Annotated in this window: 14 protein-coding genes; 3 read left to right on the forward strand and 11 right to left on the reverse strand. The window is 70.1% G+C overall.

From position 1 onward, the window contains the following. Positions 1 to 136 precede the first annotated feature (136 nt). The 5 genes from ACTOQ2_RS02150 to ACTOQ2_RS02170 form a co-directional block, all read right to left on the reverse strand. On the reverse strand, positions 137 to 1,291 hold the full coding sequence (locus ACTOQ2_RS02150) for a DegT/DnrJ/EryC1/StrS family aminotransferase (RefSeq protein ID WP_440097899.1): 1,155 nt from the start codon (positions 1,289 to 1,291) through the stop codon (positions 137 to 139). Beyond that, positions 1,288 to 2,349, reverse strand: coding sequence for an NAD-dependent epimerase/dehydratase family protein (locus tag ACTOQ2_RS02155; RefSeq protein WP_440097900.1), 1,062 nt, complete (start codon positions 2,347 to 2,349; stop codon positions 1,288 to 1,290). The genes ACTOQ2_RS02150 and ACTOQ2_RS02155 overlap by 4 nt, the downstream gene beginning before the upstream one ends. 96 nt (positions 2,350 to 2,445) lie before the next feature. Beyond that, a complete protein-coding gene (locus ACTOQ2_RS02160) occupies positions 2,446 to 3,402 on the reverse strand; it encodes a hypothetical protein (protein ID WP_440097901.1) in 957 nt (318 codons plus the stop codon). Next, positions 3,380 to 3,760: a hypothetical protein gene (locus ACTOQ2_RS02165; RefSeq protein ID WP_440097902.1), complete on the reverse strand. Its 381-nt coding sequence runs from the start codon at positions 3,758 to 3,760 to the stop codon at positions 3,380 to 3,382. Before ACTOQ2_RS02165 ends, ACTOQ2_RS02160 begins: the two co-directional genes overlap by 23 nt. A gap of 7 nt (positions 3,761 to 3,767) precedes the next feature. Continuing rightward, positions 3,768 to 4,445, reverse strand: coding sequence for a hypothetical protein (locus tag ACTOQ2_RS02170; RefSeq protein WP_440097903.1), 678 nt, complete (start codon positions 4,443 to 4,445; stop codon positions 3,768 to 3,770). Here ACTOQ2_RS02170 and ACTOQ2_RS02175 point away from each other — a divergent pair. Beyond that, positions 4,444 to 4,614, forward strand: coding sequence for a hypothetical protein (locus ACTOQ2_RS02175; RefSeq protein ID WP_440097904.1), 171 nt, complete (start codon positions 4,444 to 4,446; stop codon positions 4,612 to 4,614). The genes ACTOQ2_RS02170 and ACTOQ2_RS02175 overlap by 2 nt on opposite strands. A 71-nt stretch (positions 4,615 to 4,685) precedes the next feature. Here the strand turns inward: ACTOQ2_RS02175 and ACTOQ2_RS02180 are convergent, their stop codons facing one another. Next, a complete protein-coding gene (locus ACTOQ2_RS02180) occupies positions 4,686 to 5,732 on the reverse strand; it encodes an NAD-dependent epimerase/dehydratase family protein (RefSeq protein WP_440097905.1) in 1,047 nt (348 codons plus the stop codon). Between the two features lie 545 nt (positions 5,733 to 6,277). Between ACTOQ2_RS02180 and ACTOQ2_RS02185 the strand changes: the two genes are divergently transcribed. Beyond that, a complete protein-coding gene (locus tag ACTOQ2_RS02185) occupies positions 6,278 to 7,324 on the forward strand; it encodes a hypothetical protein (protein ID WP_440097906.1) in 1,047 nt (348 codons plus the stop codon). Between the two features lie 200 nt (positions 7,325 to 7,524). On the opposite strand, the gene ACTOQ2_RS02190 is transcribed toward ACTOQ2_RS02185, so the two are convergent. Beyond that, positions 7,525 to 7,722, reverse strand: coding sequence for a DUF397 domain-containing protein (locus ACTOQ2_RS02190; protein ID WP_440097907.1), 198 nt, complete (start codon positions 7,720 to 7,722; stop codon positions 7,525 to 7,527). Between the two features lie 177 nt (positions 7,723 to 7,899). Continuing rightward, on the reverse strand, positions 7,900 to 8,265 hold the full coding sequence (locus ACTOQ2_RS02195) for a hypothetical protein (protein WP_440097908.1): 366 nt from the start codon (positions 8,263 to 8,265) through the stop codon (positions 7,900 to 7,902). Between the two features lie 439 nt (positions 8,266 to 8,704). Between ACTOQ2_RS02195 and ACTOQ2_RS02200 the strand changes: the two genes are divergently transcribed. Further along, entirely contained in the window at positions 8,705 to 13,123 is a 4,419-nt protein-coding gene (locus ACTOQ2_RS02200) for a molybdopterin-dependent oxidoreductase (RefSeq protein WP_440097909.1), read from the forward strand. A 34-nt stretch (positions 13,124 to 13,157) separates the two neighbouring features. Here ACTOQ2_RS02200 and ACTOQ2_RS02205 read toward each other — a convergent pair whose 3' ends face one another. From ACTOQ2_RS02205 to ACTOQ2_RS02215, 3 genes are all read right to left on the reverse strand, one after another. After that, positions 13,158 to 13,967, reverse strand: coding sequence for a maleylpyruvate isomerase family mycothiol-dependent enzyme (locus ACTOQ2_RS02205; RefSeq protein ID WP_440097910.1), 810 nt, complete (start codon positions 13,965 to 13,967; stop codon positions 13,158 to 13,160). A gap of 170 nt (positions 13,968 to 14,137) precedes the next feature. After that, the gene (locus ACTOQ2_RS02210) at positions 14,138 to 15,556 is read right to left on the reverse strand and encodes an MFS transporter (RefSeq protein ID WP_440097911.1); all 1,419 of its coding nucleotides are present in this window, start codon (positions 15,554 to 15,556) and stop codon (positions 14,138 to 14,140) included. After that, positions 15,537 to 16,850, reverse strand: coding sequence for an alpha/beta fold hydrolase (locus tag ACTOQ2_RS02215; RefSeq protein WP_440098081.1), 1,314 nt, complete (start codon positions 16,848 to 16,850; stop codon positions 15,537 to 15,539). The genes ACTOQ2_RS02210 and ACTOQ2_RS02215 overlap by 20 nt, the downstream gene beginning before the upstream one ends. Between the last annotated feature and the right edge of the window lie 152 nt (positions 16,851 to 17,002).

Raw genomic sequence — 17,002 nt, forward strand, 5'->3', positions numbered from 1 at the left:
TGCGCGACCTGTTGAGGGATGGGCGAGGCAGTGGTTCTTCTCCGGTTCACCCTAGCGTCGCCGTGTTTTAACGTCAGCCACATGCGCATCGGGTGTGGCGCCCGCCCGCGAACTGCGCGGGCGGGCGCCTGCCGGGTCAGCGCTGCCAGAGAGCGTGAAGGGCGGCGATGACCCGGTTCACGTCCTGGGGCGTCATGGTGGGGTAGCAGGGCAGGGAGAGCTGCCGCGCCGAGACGGTTTCGGTGACGATCAGCGGGTGTATGGCGGTGCCGCGGTAGAGCTGCAGGGAGTGGACGGGTGTGAAGTGCTTGCTGGTCGCGATTCCGTGGTCGGCCAGCAGGTGGTGGGCGATTTCGTCGCGGGTGAGCGGCGCGCTGTCCGCGTCGATGAAGATCGAGTAGAGGAACCAGCCGGGCTGTACCCCAGGCAGGACGGTCGGCGTCGTCAGCCCCGGCAGGCCAGTCAGGGCCCGGGTATAGGTGTCGGCGATGTCGGCGCGGCGAGCGGTGAAGGCGGGCAGTTTGCGGAACTGCTGGACGCCGATGGCTGCGGTGACGTCGGACATCACGTACTTCAGGCCGGGGGCGACCACCTCGTAGTCAGCGGTGCTGCGGGTGCCGTGCCGCTGCCACACCGACGAGTCGATGCCGTGGCGGCCCAGCAGGCGGGCATGCTGGACGAACCGGCTCAGGCCGACCAGCATGCCGCCCTCCCCGGTGGTCATCACCTTGTTCGGGTAGAAGCTGAAGACCGCCATGTCGCCGACACTGCCGGCGCGTTGTCCGTCGCGGCTGGCGTGCAGGGCGTGTGCGGCGTCCTCGATCAGCAGGAGTCCGTGGTCGTCGGCCAGCTTGCGGAACGCGCGCAGGTCGCACGGGTGCCCGCCGTAGTGCATGACCACGATCGCTTTCGTACGGTCGGTGATGGCGGCTTCGGCTGCCTGCAGGTCGATGTTGAACGTGGCCCGTTCCACGTCGACGAACACGGGGCGGGCCCCGACCTGCAGGAGCGCGTTCGGAGCGGCGCAGAAGGTGAAACTCGGGGTGATCACCTCGTCGCCGTCGCCGATACCGGCGGCGAGGAAGGCGAGGTGGAGGGCTGCGGTGCACGACGACACCGCGAAGGCGTCCTCAACGCCGAGCGCGTCCCGCACCTCCCGCTCGAACCGGGTCGCTTTGGGGCCGTGGGTCAGCCACCCCGAACGGAGGGTGTCGATGACTTCGGCGATCTCCTCGTCGCCGATCGACGGGCGGTTCCACAGCAGCAGCAGCGCTTCAACGGGCGGGATCATCGTGTGCTCCAATCGGCGGTCGCGTACTCGCCGTACATGTGTTCACATTCGGCGGACCGCAGGGCGCCGATGTGCCCGGCTTCGCGGGACGCCACCAGGCCCTCGAAGTTGTCGTACTCGGGCAGGTCGGGGTCGCCCACCTTCTTAGTGGCGACCGCTTCGGCGACTTCGTTCACGCCCTCACGCAGCGGGGTACCGCACACGCCGGGAAACGCGGCCGCGAGCCGGGCGAAGGACGTCCGGTAGTCGCGGGCGTCTGCCTCGTCGCGTTCGGGACCGCGGTCGATTCGTGAGCCGGGCACCGCCGCTTCGATGGTTTCGGCGATCTCGGCGATGGTGAAGTTCTCGCGGTCGGAGCCGACGTTGAAGGTTCGCTGCCCGGCGGGGGTGTCGAGCGTGGCGGCGAGCACCTGGGCGACGTCGGCGACATGCACCAGGGGGCGCCGCTGCGGGCCGCCGTTGAGCGGGATGCGGCCGGTCGTGACGGCTTGGGCGGTCATGCGGTTGACGACCGAGTCCAGGCGCTGACGCGGGGAGCGTCCAAACGCGGTCGCCAGCCGCAGCACCGTCAGGTCGGCGCGGCCCTCCAGCAGGGAGGCCAGCCGCTGTTCGGCCAGGACCTTGGTGCGGGCGTAGATCCCCAGTGGGTTCGGGGCGGTGTCTTCGTCGACGGTGCCTTCACGGCTGCCGTAGACGCTGCAGGAGGAGAAGAACACGTAATGGGGGACACCGACAGCGGCGGCGATCTTCGCGGCGATGATGGGGGAGGCGTAGTTGAGTTCAACGGCCAGCCGCTCATCGACGGCGCACGCCGGTTCGCCGACCAGGCCGCCGAGATGCACGACCGCGTCGGCGTCGGTCATCGCGTGGCGCAACGCCGAAGGGTCGCGCAGGTCGGCGTGAACGAAGGACGTGACGGTGGGCATCAGCCGCTGCGGATGGTCGTCGCGGTGGTAGATCAGGCCGTCGACCGCGGTGACGTGGTGGCCGAGACCCGTCAGATAGGGGGTGGCGACGGTACCGAGGTAGCCGGCGCCACCGAGCAGGACGATACGCAAAGGAGAATCCTTCCCGATAAGGGGTGGGTGAAGGTGTGCAGGTGCGGGCGGCTGCCGGTGTGGCGACGGCCCGGCGCGGAGAGGCGGCGATGCTGGTCAGTGGCCGCGAGGGAAAGCAGCTCTGCCGAGGGCGGTGCTGCGCAGGTCGGTGAGACGAGGCACGAAGATCACGTCGAGTTGCTCCACCGGGTGGAGTAGACCCCGCTCGCAGGTCTCGGCTTCCCACACCGTGCAGCCGGCCACTGCCGGCGACGCCGGATTGACGCCGATCTCCCCTTTGGGCAGCGTGCCGTTGAACGGGGTGGGGATCTTGTGGGTGTTCCAGTAGTCGTACACCTCCAGTGCTTTGGCCTGCTCGAAGAGGGGAAACAGCTGGGGATAGCGCGGGAGGCGGCGCATTTCACGGAAGACGAGTTGGCCGAGCAGGCCAGATGCGCTCGTGGCGAGCCTGTCGAAGTCGCAGTTTCGGAACGTGACCGACGTCGCGTCCTGGGACGGGGCAAGGGCCAGGCAGGCGAACAGGTACGGCAGGCGACGCCGGACGTAGCCGGCCGCGCCCGGCGCCAAACCAGGTTCGACCTGCCCAACGAGATGCACCAGCTGGTTGTGGTCCGGGCCGAAGAGCGCCAGGTCGAACAGGCGGCCCATGCTGGCCACGGCGGAGAACGCCAGCTGCTTGTACAGGCGGTTGTTCATCTCCCCTGCCTCGGCGTACGCCTTGGTCTGGGGGGTCGTCGAGTGGAGCATCAGATACTCCGACAGCACCTCGAAGTACAGGTAGCCCAAGAACGGCAGGTCCTGCACGGCGGCGGCGAGACGGTCGATGAACTCACCGTCCGGGGTGCGGCTGCCGCAGGCGTTGGCCAACAGCACGTTCAGGAAACCGGCCGCCACGTGGACCCGTTTAACCGCTGTCTGGCGCAACTGGGCGTCTTCGGCGTCGGTGAGGAAGGCGCGGTGGTTGAGGTAGGTGCGCAGGTGGATGCCGCCCAGCCGCAGATAGTCGAGTCCCTTGGCGGGCACCGGCCCATCAGGGATGATCTCGATGACCATGGTTCGGGTGTCGTGTTTCGTTTCCAGCAGGTAAGCGCCCAGATTGTGGGGGCGTAAGCCGCTGGGTTCCTGGGTGAGTGGGGGCGCCGTACAGCGCCCCCACCAGGCAGCCGGCCGACGCGTGCAGTTGCCCGCTGGAGCGAATCGCGTCCAGCGCCGTGGTGATGTGCATCAGGTGGATCGGTTGCCCGTTGGTCAGCGTCTGCAGCATCGCGTTCCTGCGCAGCAGCCAGCCGTTGGGGGTGTCGAGGTGGAGGCGACGCCAGTCGGCTTCGCTGTCGGCGAGTCCAGTCGGGCTGGGTCGCGCGGCCGGGTTGGTGTAGTCAGTATGGGCGTAGTCCCATTCAGCGTCGTGCATGGCGGTTCTACCGTCCGTTGCCGAGGGTGTGCAGGGCGTGGGTGAGTGCTTCGCGGTGGGTGGCGCCGTCGAGTCGGGCCTGTTCGCTTCGAGCCATCAGGTCGAAGGCGATCGGAGGCAGCCAGCTGGGGATGGCGATCCGCAGGTGCGAGGGGTCGGGCCACCAGCGTTGGAGCGGCAGCCGGTAGCGGTCCAAGCAGTCTGCGACCTTCAGCAGGTCGACGAGCAGCGGCGCCTGCTGGTAGGCGCGGACCTCCGCCGGAGTGAACGCGCTGTAGGGGATGTTGTGCAGGCCGATGCTTGTGCCCGCCCACGCCACGGCGTGGGCGGGCACAAGATGGCCAAATGAGGCCGTTACGGTGCTGCTGTTGTGGGTGAACCAGTCGGCGGCCCGCTTGCCGTGCTCGAGGTGGTCGCGATCGTCGCGGCGTCGGCAGTCGTGCACCGCGGCGGCCGTGCACAAGGTTGCGGTGTCGTCGCGGTTCAGGCCGTGCTCGCGGGCGAGCAGCGACGCGAGTACGCAGACGCGGGCGCCGTGGCGGATGCCGTGGATGGAATCGGTGAGCAGCGGGTCCGAGAACCAGGCGACCTCCGGCATCAGCAGAAGCGGCTGGTGCGGCAGGGCGGGGGTGGCTCCCACGGCGGGCCGGTTGCGGATGATCCAGGTGAGGGTGTCCTGATCCATGATCTGGTGGGCTGGCAGGAGACGCTGTTCGGCGAGTTCCCTGAGCGATGCGCTGTTCGGCGCCTGCGAGGTCATGGTCCTCTCCCGAAAGTCGGTGATGGTCGAGCAGGGGGCGCTGCAGCCGGTGGTGTTCGGCGGCGCCGTGGCGGCCGAGGACGCTCAGACCTGATGCGTGGTCGAGAGGGTGGGCCCCGCCGTGTGGCCTGCTGCTCGGCGGGGCCCGATGGTGGTGAAGTGCCGTCAGGCGACGGCCGCGACCGCGTTGGTCTTCAGCCACGGCGGGATCGCTTCCGGGGTGGCCCGCAGCCACTGCACGTACCGGTCGATTCCGTCGTTGACGGTGATGCGCGGCTGCCAGCCCAACAGGGTCCGGCTGCGGGCGGTCGAGGCGTAGGCGCCCAGCGGGTCGCCCAGCGGGCGGGGCGCGTTGACCAGCTGCGCCGACGGGTAGTGGGCGGCGATGCGTTCGGCGATCTGACGTACCGACGTCGCGACGCCAGTGCCGACGTTGATGGTTTGGCCGGAGGCCCCCTCGGTGAGCAGCGCCAGCACGGTGGCGCGGGCGATGTCCTCCACATGCACCATGTCCCGCACCTGGTGCCCACCGCCGTTCAACTGCAGCGGCAGGCCCAGGTGGGCGGACATGGCCAGCCAGGCGACCATCCAGGAGTGCGAGCCGGGCTTGGGTACCTGCGGGTCGCCGTAGACGCTGAAGTAGCGCAGCACGGTGTACTCGGTGTAGCTGCCGCCGAGCATCAGCTGAACCTGATGCTCGGCCCACAGCTTGGAGTTGGCGTACACCGAGATCGGCCATGCGGGCTGCTCCTCGGTGAACTCGGCGACGCCCCCGGTGCCGGCGGAGCCGTCACCGTAAACCGACGCCGAGGAGATGAACACCAGCCTCCTCACCGAGGGGGCGTTCAGGACCTCTTGCAGGACGGTCTGCGTGCCGTGAACGTTCGCGGCGAACGCGGTGGCCGGCTCTCTCGTGCAGGCGGCCACATCGGCGTAGGCGGCGGCGTGGATCACGTAGTCGGCGCTGCTGACCAGCGCGCGGACGGTGGCGGCTTCGCGGACATCACCCAAGACGATTTTCGTCCCCTCGTTCAGCCAGAAAAGGCCACGGACCGGATGCGGGTAGGCGTCCATGTTGTCCAACACCACCGGGTCGGCGCCGACGGCGGCGAGCAGCCGCACGATGCGGCTGCCGACGAGCCCCGCGCCGCCGGTGACGAGCACACGAGCACCGTTGAGGTAGTCCAGGTAAGGACGAAGGTCAGCGAACACGTCTTGATCAGGCAGGGGAGTATCCACGGCATGGAACCCTTCGGACGGGGGATTGAGCACCGCGCAGATGAAGGACGCCGGTTCGTTCCGGGCGTCCCACAACTTCGGTGCGGCTAAAGAATCCGCTGCGGACCAGGTCCCGGGCCAGTACTTTGAGGGTCGCGGAAGGTGGCGAAAACCTCATCCTGAGTCACGAAGACTGTGGGGAAGTGATGGCCGGAAACACCGTGAACTCTCAACTGCAGGCGTGGGTCGACGCCAGCGGCCTATCCCTCGGAGAGATCAGCCGCAGGGTTGGTGCCTTGGCCAGGGACCGCGGACACCGCCAGGTCGCCCCGGACATCACGCGGGTGCGGCGGTGGCTGAATGGGGAGCAGCCCCGCCCGCCTGTGCCCGAGTTGCTGGCCCAGGTGCTCTCCGAGAAACTCCGCAGGTCCTTGACACCCAGTGACCTTGGTCTTACGACTACCGCTTTGCCACTGGATACCATCGAATTGCCGCTGCTACGAGAATCCGCTGCGGAGACCTTGGTCGGATGGACTCGGATGGACCTGCTGATGCCCGATCGCCGCGAAGTCCTCAACCTCATCGTCGGTACCCCGCTGGTCGCCAGCACCGCGCACCTGCTTGAGACGGTCGGCCGTCCGCTCAGCCGCCGCCAGGCTGGTTTCGGTACCGACACCGTCGCCGCCCTGGAGGAAGTCACCGCTGCCTTCGCACGGCTGGAATCGGCGCACGGCGGCGCCCTGTGTCGCTCTGCGATCGTCGGCCAACTCGCGGAGGTCATGCGCCGTATCCAAGACGGCGTCCCGGACAGTCTTCGCATCCGTGTCTTCGCCACCACAGCCGACCTGGCCGCGCTTGCCGGATGGACCAGCTACGACGCCGGCCGCTATGGCGCCGCACAGCGGTACTGGTCATACGCCCTCTACGCCGCCGGCGAGGCCGGCGTGCCTGGTCGCGGAGCGGAGATCGTCACCCGCATGTCACATCAAATGATCTATCTGGGGCGGTTGCATGACGCGCTCGCGCTGCTTGACCTCGCAGCGGCCCGCGCGCAACGCGACGGCCAGGTGGCGGTGCAGGCGCTCGTGCAATCCCAGACCGGTCGCGTCCACGCGGGCCTGGGCCGGCCCGGCGAAGCCGCCCGTCATCTCGGTCACGCTGACGAACTCCTCGCTCAGGTCACGGACAGGCCCGAGTGGGTCGCCTACTTCGATGACGCCGAGCACGCAGGTGCCCGAGCTGTCAGCGCTCGCGATCTCACCCACCTCAACCACCGTGGACACCCCGCCAGCCCTCACTTCGAAGCCGCGCTGCGGCTCCGCAGGCCAGGGTTCGACCGGGTAAAGACGATGGACCTGATCGGCTTGGCTGCCGCGTTTCTCGACGAGGGTGACCTTGACCGGGCCGCCGCCACCGGACGCCAAGCCCTGGAGAGCGCCGGCCTGCAGTCGGCCCTCGTAGCGGCCAGGCTCAACACCCTGTTGTCCGCTGCGGACAGGCACCACACGGCCGAGATCATTGAACTCCGCGCTCAGGCTGCGGACTTCGCGGCCCGCGCGCCGATCACTTCGCAGGTCGCTGCATGACCGGAGGCTTCCCGCTCGTCGAATCGGCGCCTGTCGGCGCAGTCGCCGAGGTCCGGATGACGGCGGGGGCCCGGTAGAACGGGCGACATTCAAAACATGGGCCCGTTCCTGGCGGTGATCGGTTGGCGTCGGCGGTCACCGCATCTCTCGGTCCGTTCCCGTCGGTGAAACCGGGATCACCCCGGTGGAGGGCCCAGGATCTACACGTCGTTCTTCAGCCGTGTGACGAAGGCGGACCAGGTGTCGCGGGTGAGGACGAGCTTGGGGCCGCCGGGGTTCTTGGAGTCGCGGACGGCCACGACGTCGCCCAGGTCCGCGACCTCCACACAGTCGCCGTTGCCTCCGCTGAGCGAACTCTTGCGCCACGCGGCGGTGGTCAGGTCTACCGGGTCGGACATCGCGCGCCCCTTCGGCTGGACACTCACGCCAGATTGTCGGGCTCGTTCATCAGCGTAGCCGCACCGCGATGAGACGGTCGGAACTTCGTGATCGGCATAGGTGGCGTCCGGTGGAAGGCCGCGAGGAGAAAGGCGCCGCATGGCCCGTCCGGACTCTGCGACCTTCCGATCGGAATCTCAACCCGGCGGGGTTATACCCCATTTATCTTGCTCTCGCATACGGCGATCGCTTTCATCGATCTCGATTATGCTCGCCACCACGTATCCGCTGTAATCCCGCCCACGGATGATCAGGAGGTCGTCCAGGTTCAGGCGGGGCCCGAGTTGAGCGGCCACGGAGCGAATCGACCTCGAGTCGGGTTTCCCGATCGTAAGGCCATCCATCGACACGGGCAGGCTGACCGCCAGGACGCCCCCGAAAGCGATGTCGATCCGTGTCGTGCCGGATGTTTCCAGGCCACTGCGCAGCAGAAGCTTGGAATGCGAAGGAACGTAGATCCACAGACGGAATCTCCGCTCCGGGTAATCTATGTCGAGTTCCACGCCTGCCCGTACCTCCCTGTCCGCCCCCTCGCTCTTCGCGAGATGAGAGCAGGGCATCAGACCGCCGCGATTCAGCGGAACGGATTCTTGCCTTCTTTCCGTCTATGGTGCCGCCGCGGGCGTATTCAGAGTAGTCGTCGGTGAACAGCGTCCACGGGAAATTCCGAGCCGTTGTCACGGCCCGCTCGTTGAGCTCGGGACAACGTGCCGACGTGCCCCTGCCCCGGTGTTCGGGAGTATGACGAGGTCACGCCGCGCGATCCTGCGTGGCCGGGGGAGATCGGCGGTTAGACGGATGTAACAGCCGAGCGCGGACATCTGTGACATCTACGTAACGCCTGTTTCTTATGTTTCCGTCGTTGGATTCGCCCGATGCGGCTTCGGTGTCCCCGCTGTCCGGCGGAGGGTGTCACGGGCCCCTGCTCAGGGGAAGGGACCTATGGCGGCGTCAGAGAAAGTGAAGACGGTCTGCTCGTACTGCGGTGTCGGCTGCGGGATCGTCCTGGAGGTGGACGGGCGGCGCCGGGTCGTCAAGGCCTCCGGCGACAAGAGCCACCCGGCCAATGCCGGCCGGCTGTGCACCAAGGGAGCCACCACCGCCGACATGCTCGCCGCCCCCGGCCGCCTCGAGAGCGGGCTGGTCAGGCCGGAGCGGGGCGCCGAGCCCGCCCCGACCGGTGTGGACGCGGCGATCAGCGAGACCGCCCGGCGTCTGCGGCAGATCCTGGACGAGCACGGGCCGGACGCGCTGTCGTTCTACGTGTCCGGCCAGATGACGCTGGAGGCGCAGTATCTCGTCAACAAGCTCGCCAAGGGCTTCGTCGGCACCAACCAGATCGAGTCCAACTCCCGGCTGTGCATGGCCAGCGCGGGCAGCGGCTACAAGCTGTCGCTCGGGTCGGACGGCCCGCCCGGCTCGTACCAGGACTTCGACCACGCCGACCTGTTCTTCGTGATCGGCGCGAACATGGCCGACTGCCACCCGATCCTGTTCCTGCGGATGATGGAGCGGGTCAAGGCCGGCGCCAAGCTCATCGTGGTCGACCCCCGCCGTACCGCCACCGCCGACAAGGCCGACCTGTTCCTGCAGATCAGGCCCGGCACCGACCTGGCCCTGCTCAACGGGCTGCTGCACCTGCTGGTCGAGGGCGGCCACGTCGACCACGAGTTCGTCGAGCGCCACACCGACGGCTGGGAGGCGATGTCGGACTTCCTGCGGGACTACCCGCCCGAGACGGTCGCCGCCCTCACCGGCATCCCCGAGGACGACCTGCGGCAGGCGGCCGAGTGGATCGGCGCGGCGGGGGAGTGGATGAGCTGCTGGACGATGGGGCTCAACCAGAGCACGCACGGCACCTGGAACACCAACGCGCTGTGCAACCTGCACCTGGCCACCGGCGCGATCTGCCGCCCCGGCAGCGGCCCGTTCTCCCTGACCGGCCAGCCCAACGCCATGGGCGGGCGCGAGATGGGCTACATGGGTCCCGGACTGCCCGGCCAGCGCTCGGTGCTGGTGGAGGAGGACCGCCTCTTCACCGAGGAGCTGTGGAACCTGCCGCCCGGCACCCTGCGCACCGACGTCGGCCAGGGGACCGTCGAGATGTTCTCGCGCATGGCCGAGGGCGAGATCAAGGCGTGCTGGATCATCTGCACCAACCCGGTCGCCAGCGTCGCCAACCGCAGGACCGTCATCGCCGGCCTGGAGGCCGCCGAGTTCGTCGTCACCCAGGACGTCTTCGCCGCCACCGAGACCAACGCCTACGCCGACGTGGTCCTGCCCGGCGCCATGTGGGCCGAGACCGAGGGCGTGATGGTCAACTCCGAGCGGAACCTCACCCTGCTCCGGCAGGCCGTGGAACCGCCGGGACAGGCGCTGCCCGACTGGCAGATCATCGCCCGCGTCGCCTGCGAGATGGGCTTCGAGGACGCCTTCTCGTACGCCGGCGCGGAGGAGGTGTTCGAGGAGATCAAGCGGACGTGGAATCCCAAGACCGGCTACGACCTGCGGGGCGTCACCTACGGGCGGCTGCGCGAGACCCCCGTCCAGTGGCCGAGCCCGCCGGGTGGCGGTGACCGCAATCCCGTCCGTTATCTCAACGACGGGACCAGCCAGGCGACGCTGACCCGGCCCGACGGCAGCCGCCCGCGCCTCGCCTTCGCCACCCCGAACGGCCGGGCCGCCTTCTTCCCCCGCCCGCACCTGCCCGCCGCCGAGCTGCCCGACGACGCCTACCCTTTCGTCCTCAACACCGGCCGGCTGCAGCACCAGTGGCACACCCTGACCAAGACGGGAAGGGTCGCCAAGCTCAACAAGCTCAACCCCGGACCCTTCGTCGAGATCCACCCGAGCGACGCGGCCGGGCAGGGGATCGGCGAGGGCGACCTGGTGGAGATCGCCTCCCGGCGCGGCAGGGCCGTGCTGCCCGCCCGGCTGAGCGACCGCGTCATGCCGGGCAACTGCTTCGCGCCGTTCCACTGGAACGACCTGTTCGGCGAGTACCTCAGCGTCAACGCGGTCACCAGCGACGCCGTCGATCCCGTCTCCTTCCAGCCCGAGTTCAAGGTGTGCGCGGTCTCCCTCACCAGGGTCGCCTCCGAGGCGTCCCCGGCATCCCCGGTGGCCTCGGAGCCCGCGGGGACGGCGGGGTTCCCCGCGATCTCCGAGCAGGCCCGGGCGATCGCCTTCCCCACGGGGCCGGAGTACGCGGTTCCGGAGGCCGCCGGAACGGCGCCGGAGGCCGCTCAGCCCGCCCGGATCGCCGCGCTGGCCGACCTGCTCGGGGTGACCGACCTGACACCGCCGTCGCTCGCCGACCACGAGCGCCGCTACATGGCCGGTTTCCTGTCCGCCCTCGACAGCACGGCATCCGTTCCCGGCGGCGCGGCATCCGCCCCCGGTGGCACGGGGTCCGCCGGTACGGTCGTGCCGGTCCTGCCGGAGCACGCACCCGTCGACCCCGCCCACGCCCTGTGGATCAACGGAGTGCTGGCCGGGATGTTCTCCCGCACCCTCGCGCCGCCATCCCGGCGCGCGACCGGCGAGCCGGTGTCGCCGGCGCGCGACATCGTCGTCCTGTGGGCCTCCCAGACCGGGAACGCCGAGGAGTTCGCCGCCGCCAGCGCCGACCGGCTCGCCGGCGCGGGGCGAGCCCCTCGGCTGGTCAGCATGGCCGACTGCGCCCCGGACAGCATTCCCCGTGGCGCGGACCTGCTCGTCATCTCCAGCACCTTCGGCGACGGCGAGGCCCCCGACAACGGCGTCGGATTCTGGGAGGCCCTCATCGGGTCCGGCGCCCCCCGGCTCGACGGCGTGCGCTATGCCGTCCTCGCCTTCGGCGACTCCAGCTACGACGACTTCTGCGGCCACGGGCGACGGCTCGACCAGCGCCTCGAGGAGCTGGGCGCCCAGCGCCTGGCACCCCGCGTGGACTGCGAGCCCGACGACCACTCGCGGGCCCTGGGCTGGCTCGAGCAACTGCTCACCACCCTCGCCGAGCCGTCCCCGCCTTCCGCGCCGTCCCCGCCTTCCCCGCCGTCCCCGGCGAGCTCGGAGCCCGAACCGACGCGGGCGGATCCCGGATCGACGCCGGGCCCCGGGCCGGTGTTCCCGGGCCGCACGGACCTTGGAGCGACGCCGGGCCCCGAGCCGGCACCTTCGGGCCCCGGATCGGCGTCCCCGGATCCCGGGCGGCCCCTCCCAGGTACCGGGCCGACGTCCCCGGAGCCCGAAGCGTCGACGGGATTCGGCAGGGCCGCGCCGTTCAGCGCCCCCCTGACCGGCAACCGGCTGCTCAGCCTGCCGGGATCGGCCAAGGAGGTGCGGCAGTTCACCTTCGACACCGGCGGCGAGCTGGCCTACCAGGCCGGTGACGCGCTCGGGGTGCTGCCGGTCAACAGCCCCGGCCTGGTCGCCGAATGGCTGGCCGTGACCGGTCTCGACCCCGCCGACGTCGTCGAGATCCCCGGTCTCGGCTCCGTCCCTTTCGGTGAGGCCCTGCGAAACCACCTGGAGATCACCAGGATCACTTCCGGCCTGCTCAGGTTCGTCGCCGAACGTACCCGCGACCGCGATCTCACCCGGTTCCTGCGTTCGGGCAACGGGGGAGAGCTGGCCAAGTGGACCTGGGGCCGCCAGGCCGTCGACGTGGTCGGCGAACTCCCCGTCCGGGCCACGGCCCAGGAGTGGGCGGACGTCCTCAAGCGCCTGCGGCCGCGCCTGTACTCCATCTCCTCCAGCCCGCTGGTCGACCCCCACCGGGTGCGCCTGACGGTCTCGGTCGTCCGCTTCGACAACCCGCGCGGCACGGCGCGCAAGGGGGTGTGCTCGTCCTTCCTCGCGGACAGTCCCGAGCACGCCTCCGTGCCCGTCTTCGTCCAGCGCAACAGGCACTTCCGCCCCCCGGCGGATCCGGCCACCCCGATGATAATGATCGGCCCGGGTACGGGCGTCGCGCCCTTTCTCGGCTTCCTGGACGAGCGCCGGGCACTGGGCCACGCCGGCCGCAACTGGCTCTTCTTCGGCGAGCAGCGGCGCTCCAGCGACTTCTACTACCGCGACGAGCTCAACGAGTTGTACCAGGACGGGCTGCTGACCCGGCTGGACCTCGCCTTCTCCCGCGACCAGCGTGCCAAGGTCTACGTCCAGGACCGGATGCGCGAGCACGGTGGCCGGCTCTGGTCCTGGCTTCAGGACGGCGCCCACCTGTACGTCTGCGGTGACGCCAGCCGGATGGCCAAGGACGTCGACCAGACCCTGCGCGAGATCGCCACCGTCCACGGCGGCCTCGGTGACGACGAGGCCGCCGTGTACGTCAAGCACCTGGCCGCCAGCAGGCGCTACGTACGCGACGTGTACTGATCCTCGTCGTTCGCGCGGCAGGGCCGGGTGGTCGTCAGAAACCGGGGAACACCCGGCGGAGGTCGTCAAGGGTGACGCCGTCGCCGGTGACGGTCACCGACGGCGGGGTGTGCTCGGGCGTCAGCCTGCCGCCGAGCAGGCGCGTCCAGGCCTCGCTGGGAAGCGTCAGGGTGACGTCGGCCGGCTCCGGGGCCTCGCTGAAGCCGACGGTCTCCCCGAGGGTGAGTCCCTGGAGGTTCGCGGGGTCGGTCGTCTCGACCCGCAGGGTGGTGGCCAGGCGCGGGTCCAGGCCGTCCGGCCTGCCGATGAAGCCGATCAGGAAGTCGAGCGGTCCGGCGTACAGCTCGGTCAGCACCCCGGCGGCGTCCCGCCCGACGGTGGCCTCGGGATCGAAGACGACCTTGACGTCCCAGGCGTGCAGGGCGGCCTCGTTCAGGCGCATCCCGGCCACCAGCGCGACGCTGCCCGGCATGGGGAGGAATCCCAGCTTGATCTGCAGCCGCTCGCGGGCGCCGGCGTCGAGGCTCTCGAACGCCGAGACGATGTCGGCGTCGGCGGCGAGGAAGTCCTCGGCCTGCTCCTTGGGCTCCTTCGCGTTCCAGCGGTCCCACACCGGGTGGTTGAAGTCCTGGCCCGGGGCCTCCTTGCCGTCCTGCGCCGCGCGCAGCGTCGCCAGTCCGATCTCGGCGCCGCTGCCGAGGTGGCTGAGCACCTGGGCGACGCTCCACTCCGAGCAGCCGGAGGGCCGGGTGAGGTCGGCGGCGTCCAGCCCCCGGACGAAGGCCGCCAGCTCGTCGTGGGTGGTACGCAGAGCCGCGATGGTCCTGTCGGCGAGTGTGGTCATGGTTCTCCTACCGGGTGGAAGCGGGATGTGAAGGACGATGGCACCGTAGGCCGCGCGATCGAGCCGGGCGGCCGCATGGGATCCGCCCTCCGCCTGGCCTACCATCATCCTCTCCCGTACCGGCGACCGTCCTCGGTGGGGTCCGGGGACGGGCGCCGTCGCGCGAGTGGTCAGGTGCCGGGGATCTCCTTCACCTTCGGGATCGGGGAGAAGACCAGCAGCAGGATCGGCAGGATGGCTCCGGCGATCACCGCGAACAGGATGGCCGGGCGCAGGCCGAGGGTCTCGCCGAGCAGGCCCGCGCCCAGGGCGCCGAGCGGGGCCGGGATCAGCCCGAGGGAGTAGATCGTGCCGATCACCCTGGCCTGCAGGTGCGGCGGGGTGATCGACTGCACCAGCGTCATGTTGCTGACGAAGAAGACCTGGTTGCTCGCCCAGACGACGAACTGGGAGAGGCCGAGCATCCCGGCGGCCAGCCAGACCGGTCCCGACGCGAACGGCACCAGCAGCAGCGCGCAGTTGCCGACGATCGTGCTCCACAGCAGCGTCGGGCCGATCCCCATGCGGCGCATGGTCCGCACCGACAGGGTCGCGCCGAGGATGGCGCCGACGCCGCCGGTCGCCATGACGATCCCCACCCACTCCACCGGAAGGTCGGGGCCGCCCCGCAGCAGGAACAGCACGTAGATCGACTGCATGGCGCCCATGACGAAGAACGAGTACAGCCCGCTGGCGATGGCCAGCGGCCGGATCATCGGCTGGTCCATCACCCACCGGAAGCCCGCCCAGATCGCCCGGTGCACGCTCACGGCCGTCTCGTCGTCCGGGACGGGCACCTCCTCGCGCTTGCGGATGAGGAGGATGGCGATCGCGGAGAACAGGTAGGAGAGCACGTCGATCATGATCAGCAGTGGCGCGGCCACCACCTTGATCAGCGCCGCCGCCGCGCCGGGCCCGGCGGTCTGCGCCAGCGACTCGCTCAGCTGCAGCTTGCCGTTGCCGTCGCCCAGGTGCCGCAGCGGGACCAGCGACGGGAAGTAGGAGCGGTACGCGACCTGGAACAGCACCGACAGCAGGCTCAGGACGAACACGACCGCGTACAGCACCCCGAGCGTGAGGCTGTCCATCACGTACAGCAGCGGCACCAGGGCGAGCACCGCGGCCCGGCCCAGGTCCGACCAGATCAGCACGGGCCGCTTGCGCATCCGGTCGATGTAGACGCCGAACAGCAGGAATCCGAGCATCGGCAGCCGGATCAGCGCCCCGAGGACGCCCATCTCGGTCGCGCTCGCGCCCAGGGTGACGACGGCGATCAGCGGGATCGCCACGTACGAGATCTGCGAGCCGAACTGGGAGAGGGTCTGGCCGGTCCACAGCCGCAGGAAGTCCTGGTTGCGCCAGAGACCGTCGTCGCCGCCGGTGCCCTCGGGCCGCTTCTCGCCCCCGGTCGCGCCGTGGTCCCCGGAATCCTCGGGTCCTCCGGGTCCTCCCGATCCTTCGGAGGTCGCGGGACCGGCGGCTTCGGGAGGAGCCTCAGGGGCTCCGGCGCTCCCGGCGCTCTTGGGGCTCTCAGTGTCCGGTGACGCCATGGTCGATCCAACTCCTCAGCTTGGCGGCCGCCTCGGCGACCAGGGGTTCGAACAGGATGACCACGCGCTCGCCGGGAATCGCCTCGATCGCGAGGTTCCCCTTCACCACGCCGCTCCAGCCCAGATCGGGCCGGTCACCGGCGGGGGCGAACAGCGCCACGTCACCGTCGTACGGCTCGTGCCGGTAGCGGCCGACCGCGTGGGCGTTGGCCCGGAACACCCGCAGGAAACGCCGGGCCTGCTCGACGTCGGCGGTGTCGGGCGCCAGCCGCTGCTCCCGCCCGGCGGCGGCGATGACCGCCATCAGCATCTCCTCGGGGTCGAGGCAGGCGAACTCCGCGGTGTCCGTCTCCAGCGGTCCTCCCGCCAGCGCGTGGGTCATGAGCGAGGCGTCGTCCTCCAGCGAGCTGGTGATCACCGGCTCGTCCGCGTCGGAGTAGAACAGCACCAGCAGCGGGACCTCCTCGCCGAGGTCACGCAGCCGCCTGGCCATCTCCAGCGCGATGTTCCCGCCGATGCAGAACCCGCCCAGCACGTACGGCCCGCCGGGACGGACGGCGCGCAACCGGTCGACGTAGTCCTCGACCATGTCGGCCATCGTGGTGTGCGGTTCCTCGCCGGGCGCCAGGCCGCTGGCCGCGATCGCGTAGACGGGCTGGTCGGGGCCGAGCCTGCGGGCCATCGGGTGGTAGCGGAAGACCTGCCCGCCCAGGGCGTGCACCAGGACGATCGGGACGCGGTCGCCGTCCGCGTTGAGCGTCACCACCCGCTGCTCGCCCAGGTCCTCCGGGCGGCGCAGCACGTCCGCCAGGCCCGCCACGGTCGGCGAGGCGAGCACGGTCGCCACGGGCAGTTCCCTGCCGAACTCCTGCCTGATCCGCACGGCCAGCCGGAGCGCCAGCAGCGAGTGCCCGCCCAGGTCGAAGAAGTCGTCGAACACCCCGACCATGGGGACGTCGAACAGCTCCTCCCAGATCGCCGCGATCCGTCCCTCGACCGGGTCCCTCGGCGGCACCCTGAACTCGTCCGCGCCCGTCCGGCCGGGGGCGGGCAGGGCGGCGCGGTCGAGCTTGCCGTTGGGGGTGACCGGCAGTGCGTCCAGCACCACCCACGCCGACGGGATCATGTGGTCGGGCAGCGTGGCCCGCAGCCTGGCCCGCCAGTCGACCGCCGGCCCCGCCTCGCCGGTCACCACGTAGCCGATCAGGCGGTCGCCGTCGACGACGACGGCCGCCGCGCGGACCTCGGGCTCGGAGAGCAGCGCGGCCTCGATCTCGCCGGGTTCGACGCGCATGCCGCGGATCTTTACCTGGGTGTCGAGGCGGCCGAGGTATTCGAGCTCGCCGTCGGGCCGCCATCGGGCCCGGTCCCCGGTGGCGTACAGGCGGGAACCCGGCGGTCCGTGGGGATCGGGGACGAAACGTTCGGCGGTGAGGCCCGGCCGGC

Source organism: Streptosporangium sp. H16 (assembly GCF_051918855.1).
Lineage (GTDB): Bacteria > Actinomycetota > Actinomycetes > Streptosporangiales > Streptosporangiaceae > Streptosporangium.

What these genes read in the sequence shown, in the direction of transcription:
- ACTOQ2_RS02150 (WP_440097899.1), bottom strand. Translation starts at nt 1,291, where the DNA reads ATGATCCCGCCCGTTGAAGCGCTGCTGCTGCTGTGGAACCGCCCGTCG.
- ACTOQ2_RS02160 (WP_440097901.1), bottom strand. Translation starts at nt 3,402, where the DNA reads ATGGTCATCGAGATCATCCCTGATGGGCCGGTGCCCGCCAAGGGACTC.
- ACTOQ2_RS02165 (WP_440097902.1), bottom strand. Translation starts at nt 3,760, where the DNA reads ATGCACGACGCTGAATGGGACTACGCCCATACTGACTACACCAACCCG.
- ACTOQ2_RS02175 (WP_440097904.1), top strand. Translation starts at nt 4,444, where the DNA reads ATGATCTGGTGGGCTGGCAGGAGACGCTGTTCGGCGAGTTCCCTGAGC.
- ACTOQ2_RS02170 (WP_440097903.1), bottom strand. Translation starts at nt 4,445, where the DNA reads ATGGATCAGGACACCCTCACCTGGATCATCCGCAACCGGCCCGCCGTG.
- ACTOQ2_RS02185 (WP_440097906.1), top strand. Translation starts at nt 6,278, where the DNA reads ATGGACCTGCTGATGCCCGATCGCCGCGAAGTCCTCAACCTCATCGTC.
- ACTOQ2_RS02190 (WP_440097907.1), bottom strand. Translation starts at nt 7,722, where the DNA reads ATGTCCGACCCGGTAGACCTGACCACCGCCGCGTGGCGCAAGAGTTCG.
- ACTOQ2_RS02200 (WP_440097909.1), top strand. Translation starts at nt 8,705, where the DNA reads ATGGCGGCGTCAGAGAAAGTGAAGACGGTCTGCTCGTACTGCGGTGTC.
- ACTOQ2_RS02205 (WP_440097910.1), bottom strand. Translation starts at nt 13,967, where the DNA reads ATGACCACACTCGCCGACAGGACCATCGCGGCTCTGCGTACCACCCAC.
- ACTOQ2_RS02210 (WP_440097911.1), bottom strand. Translation starts at nt 15,556, where the DNA reads ATGGCGTCACCGGACACTGAGAGCCCCAAGAGCGCCGGGAGCGCCGGA.
- ACTOQ2_RS02215 (WP_440098081.1), bottom strand. Translation starts at nt 16,850, where the DNA reads ATGCGCGTCGAACCCGGCGAGATCGAGGCCGCGCTGCTCTCCGAGCCC.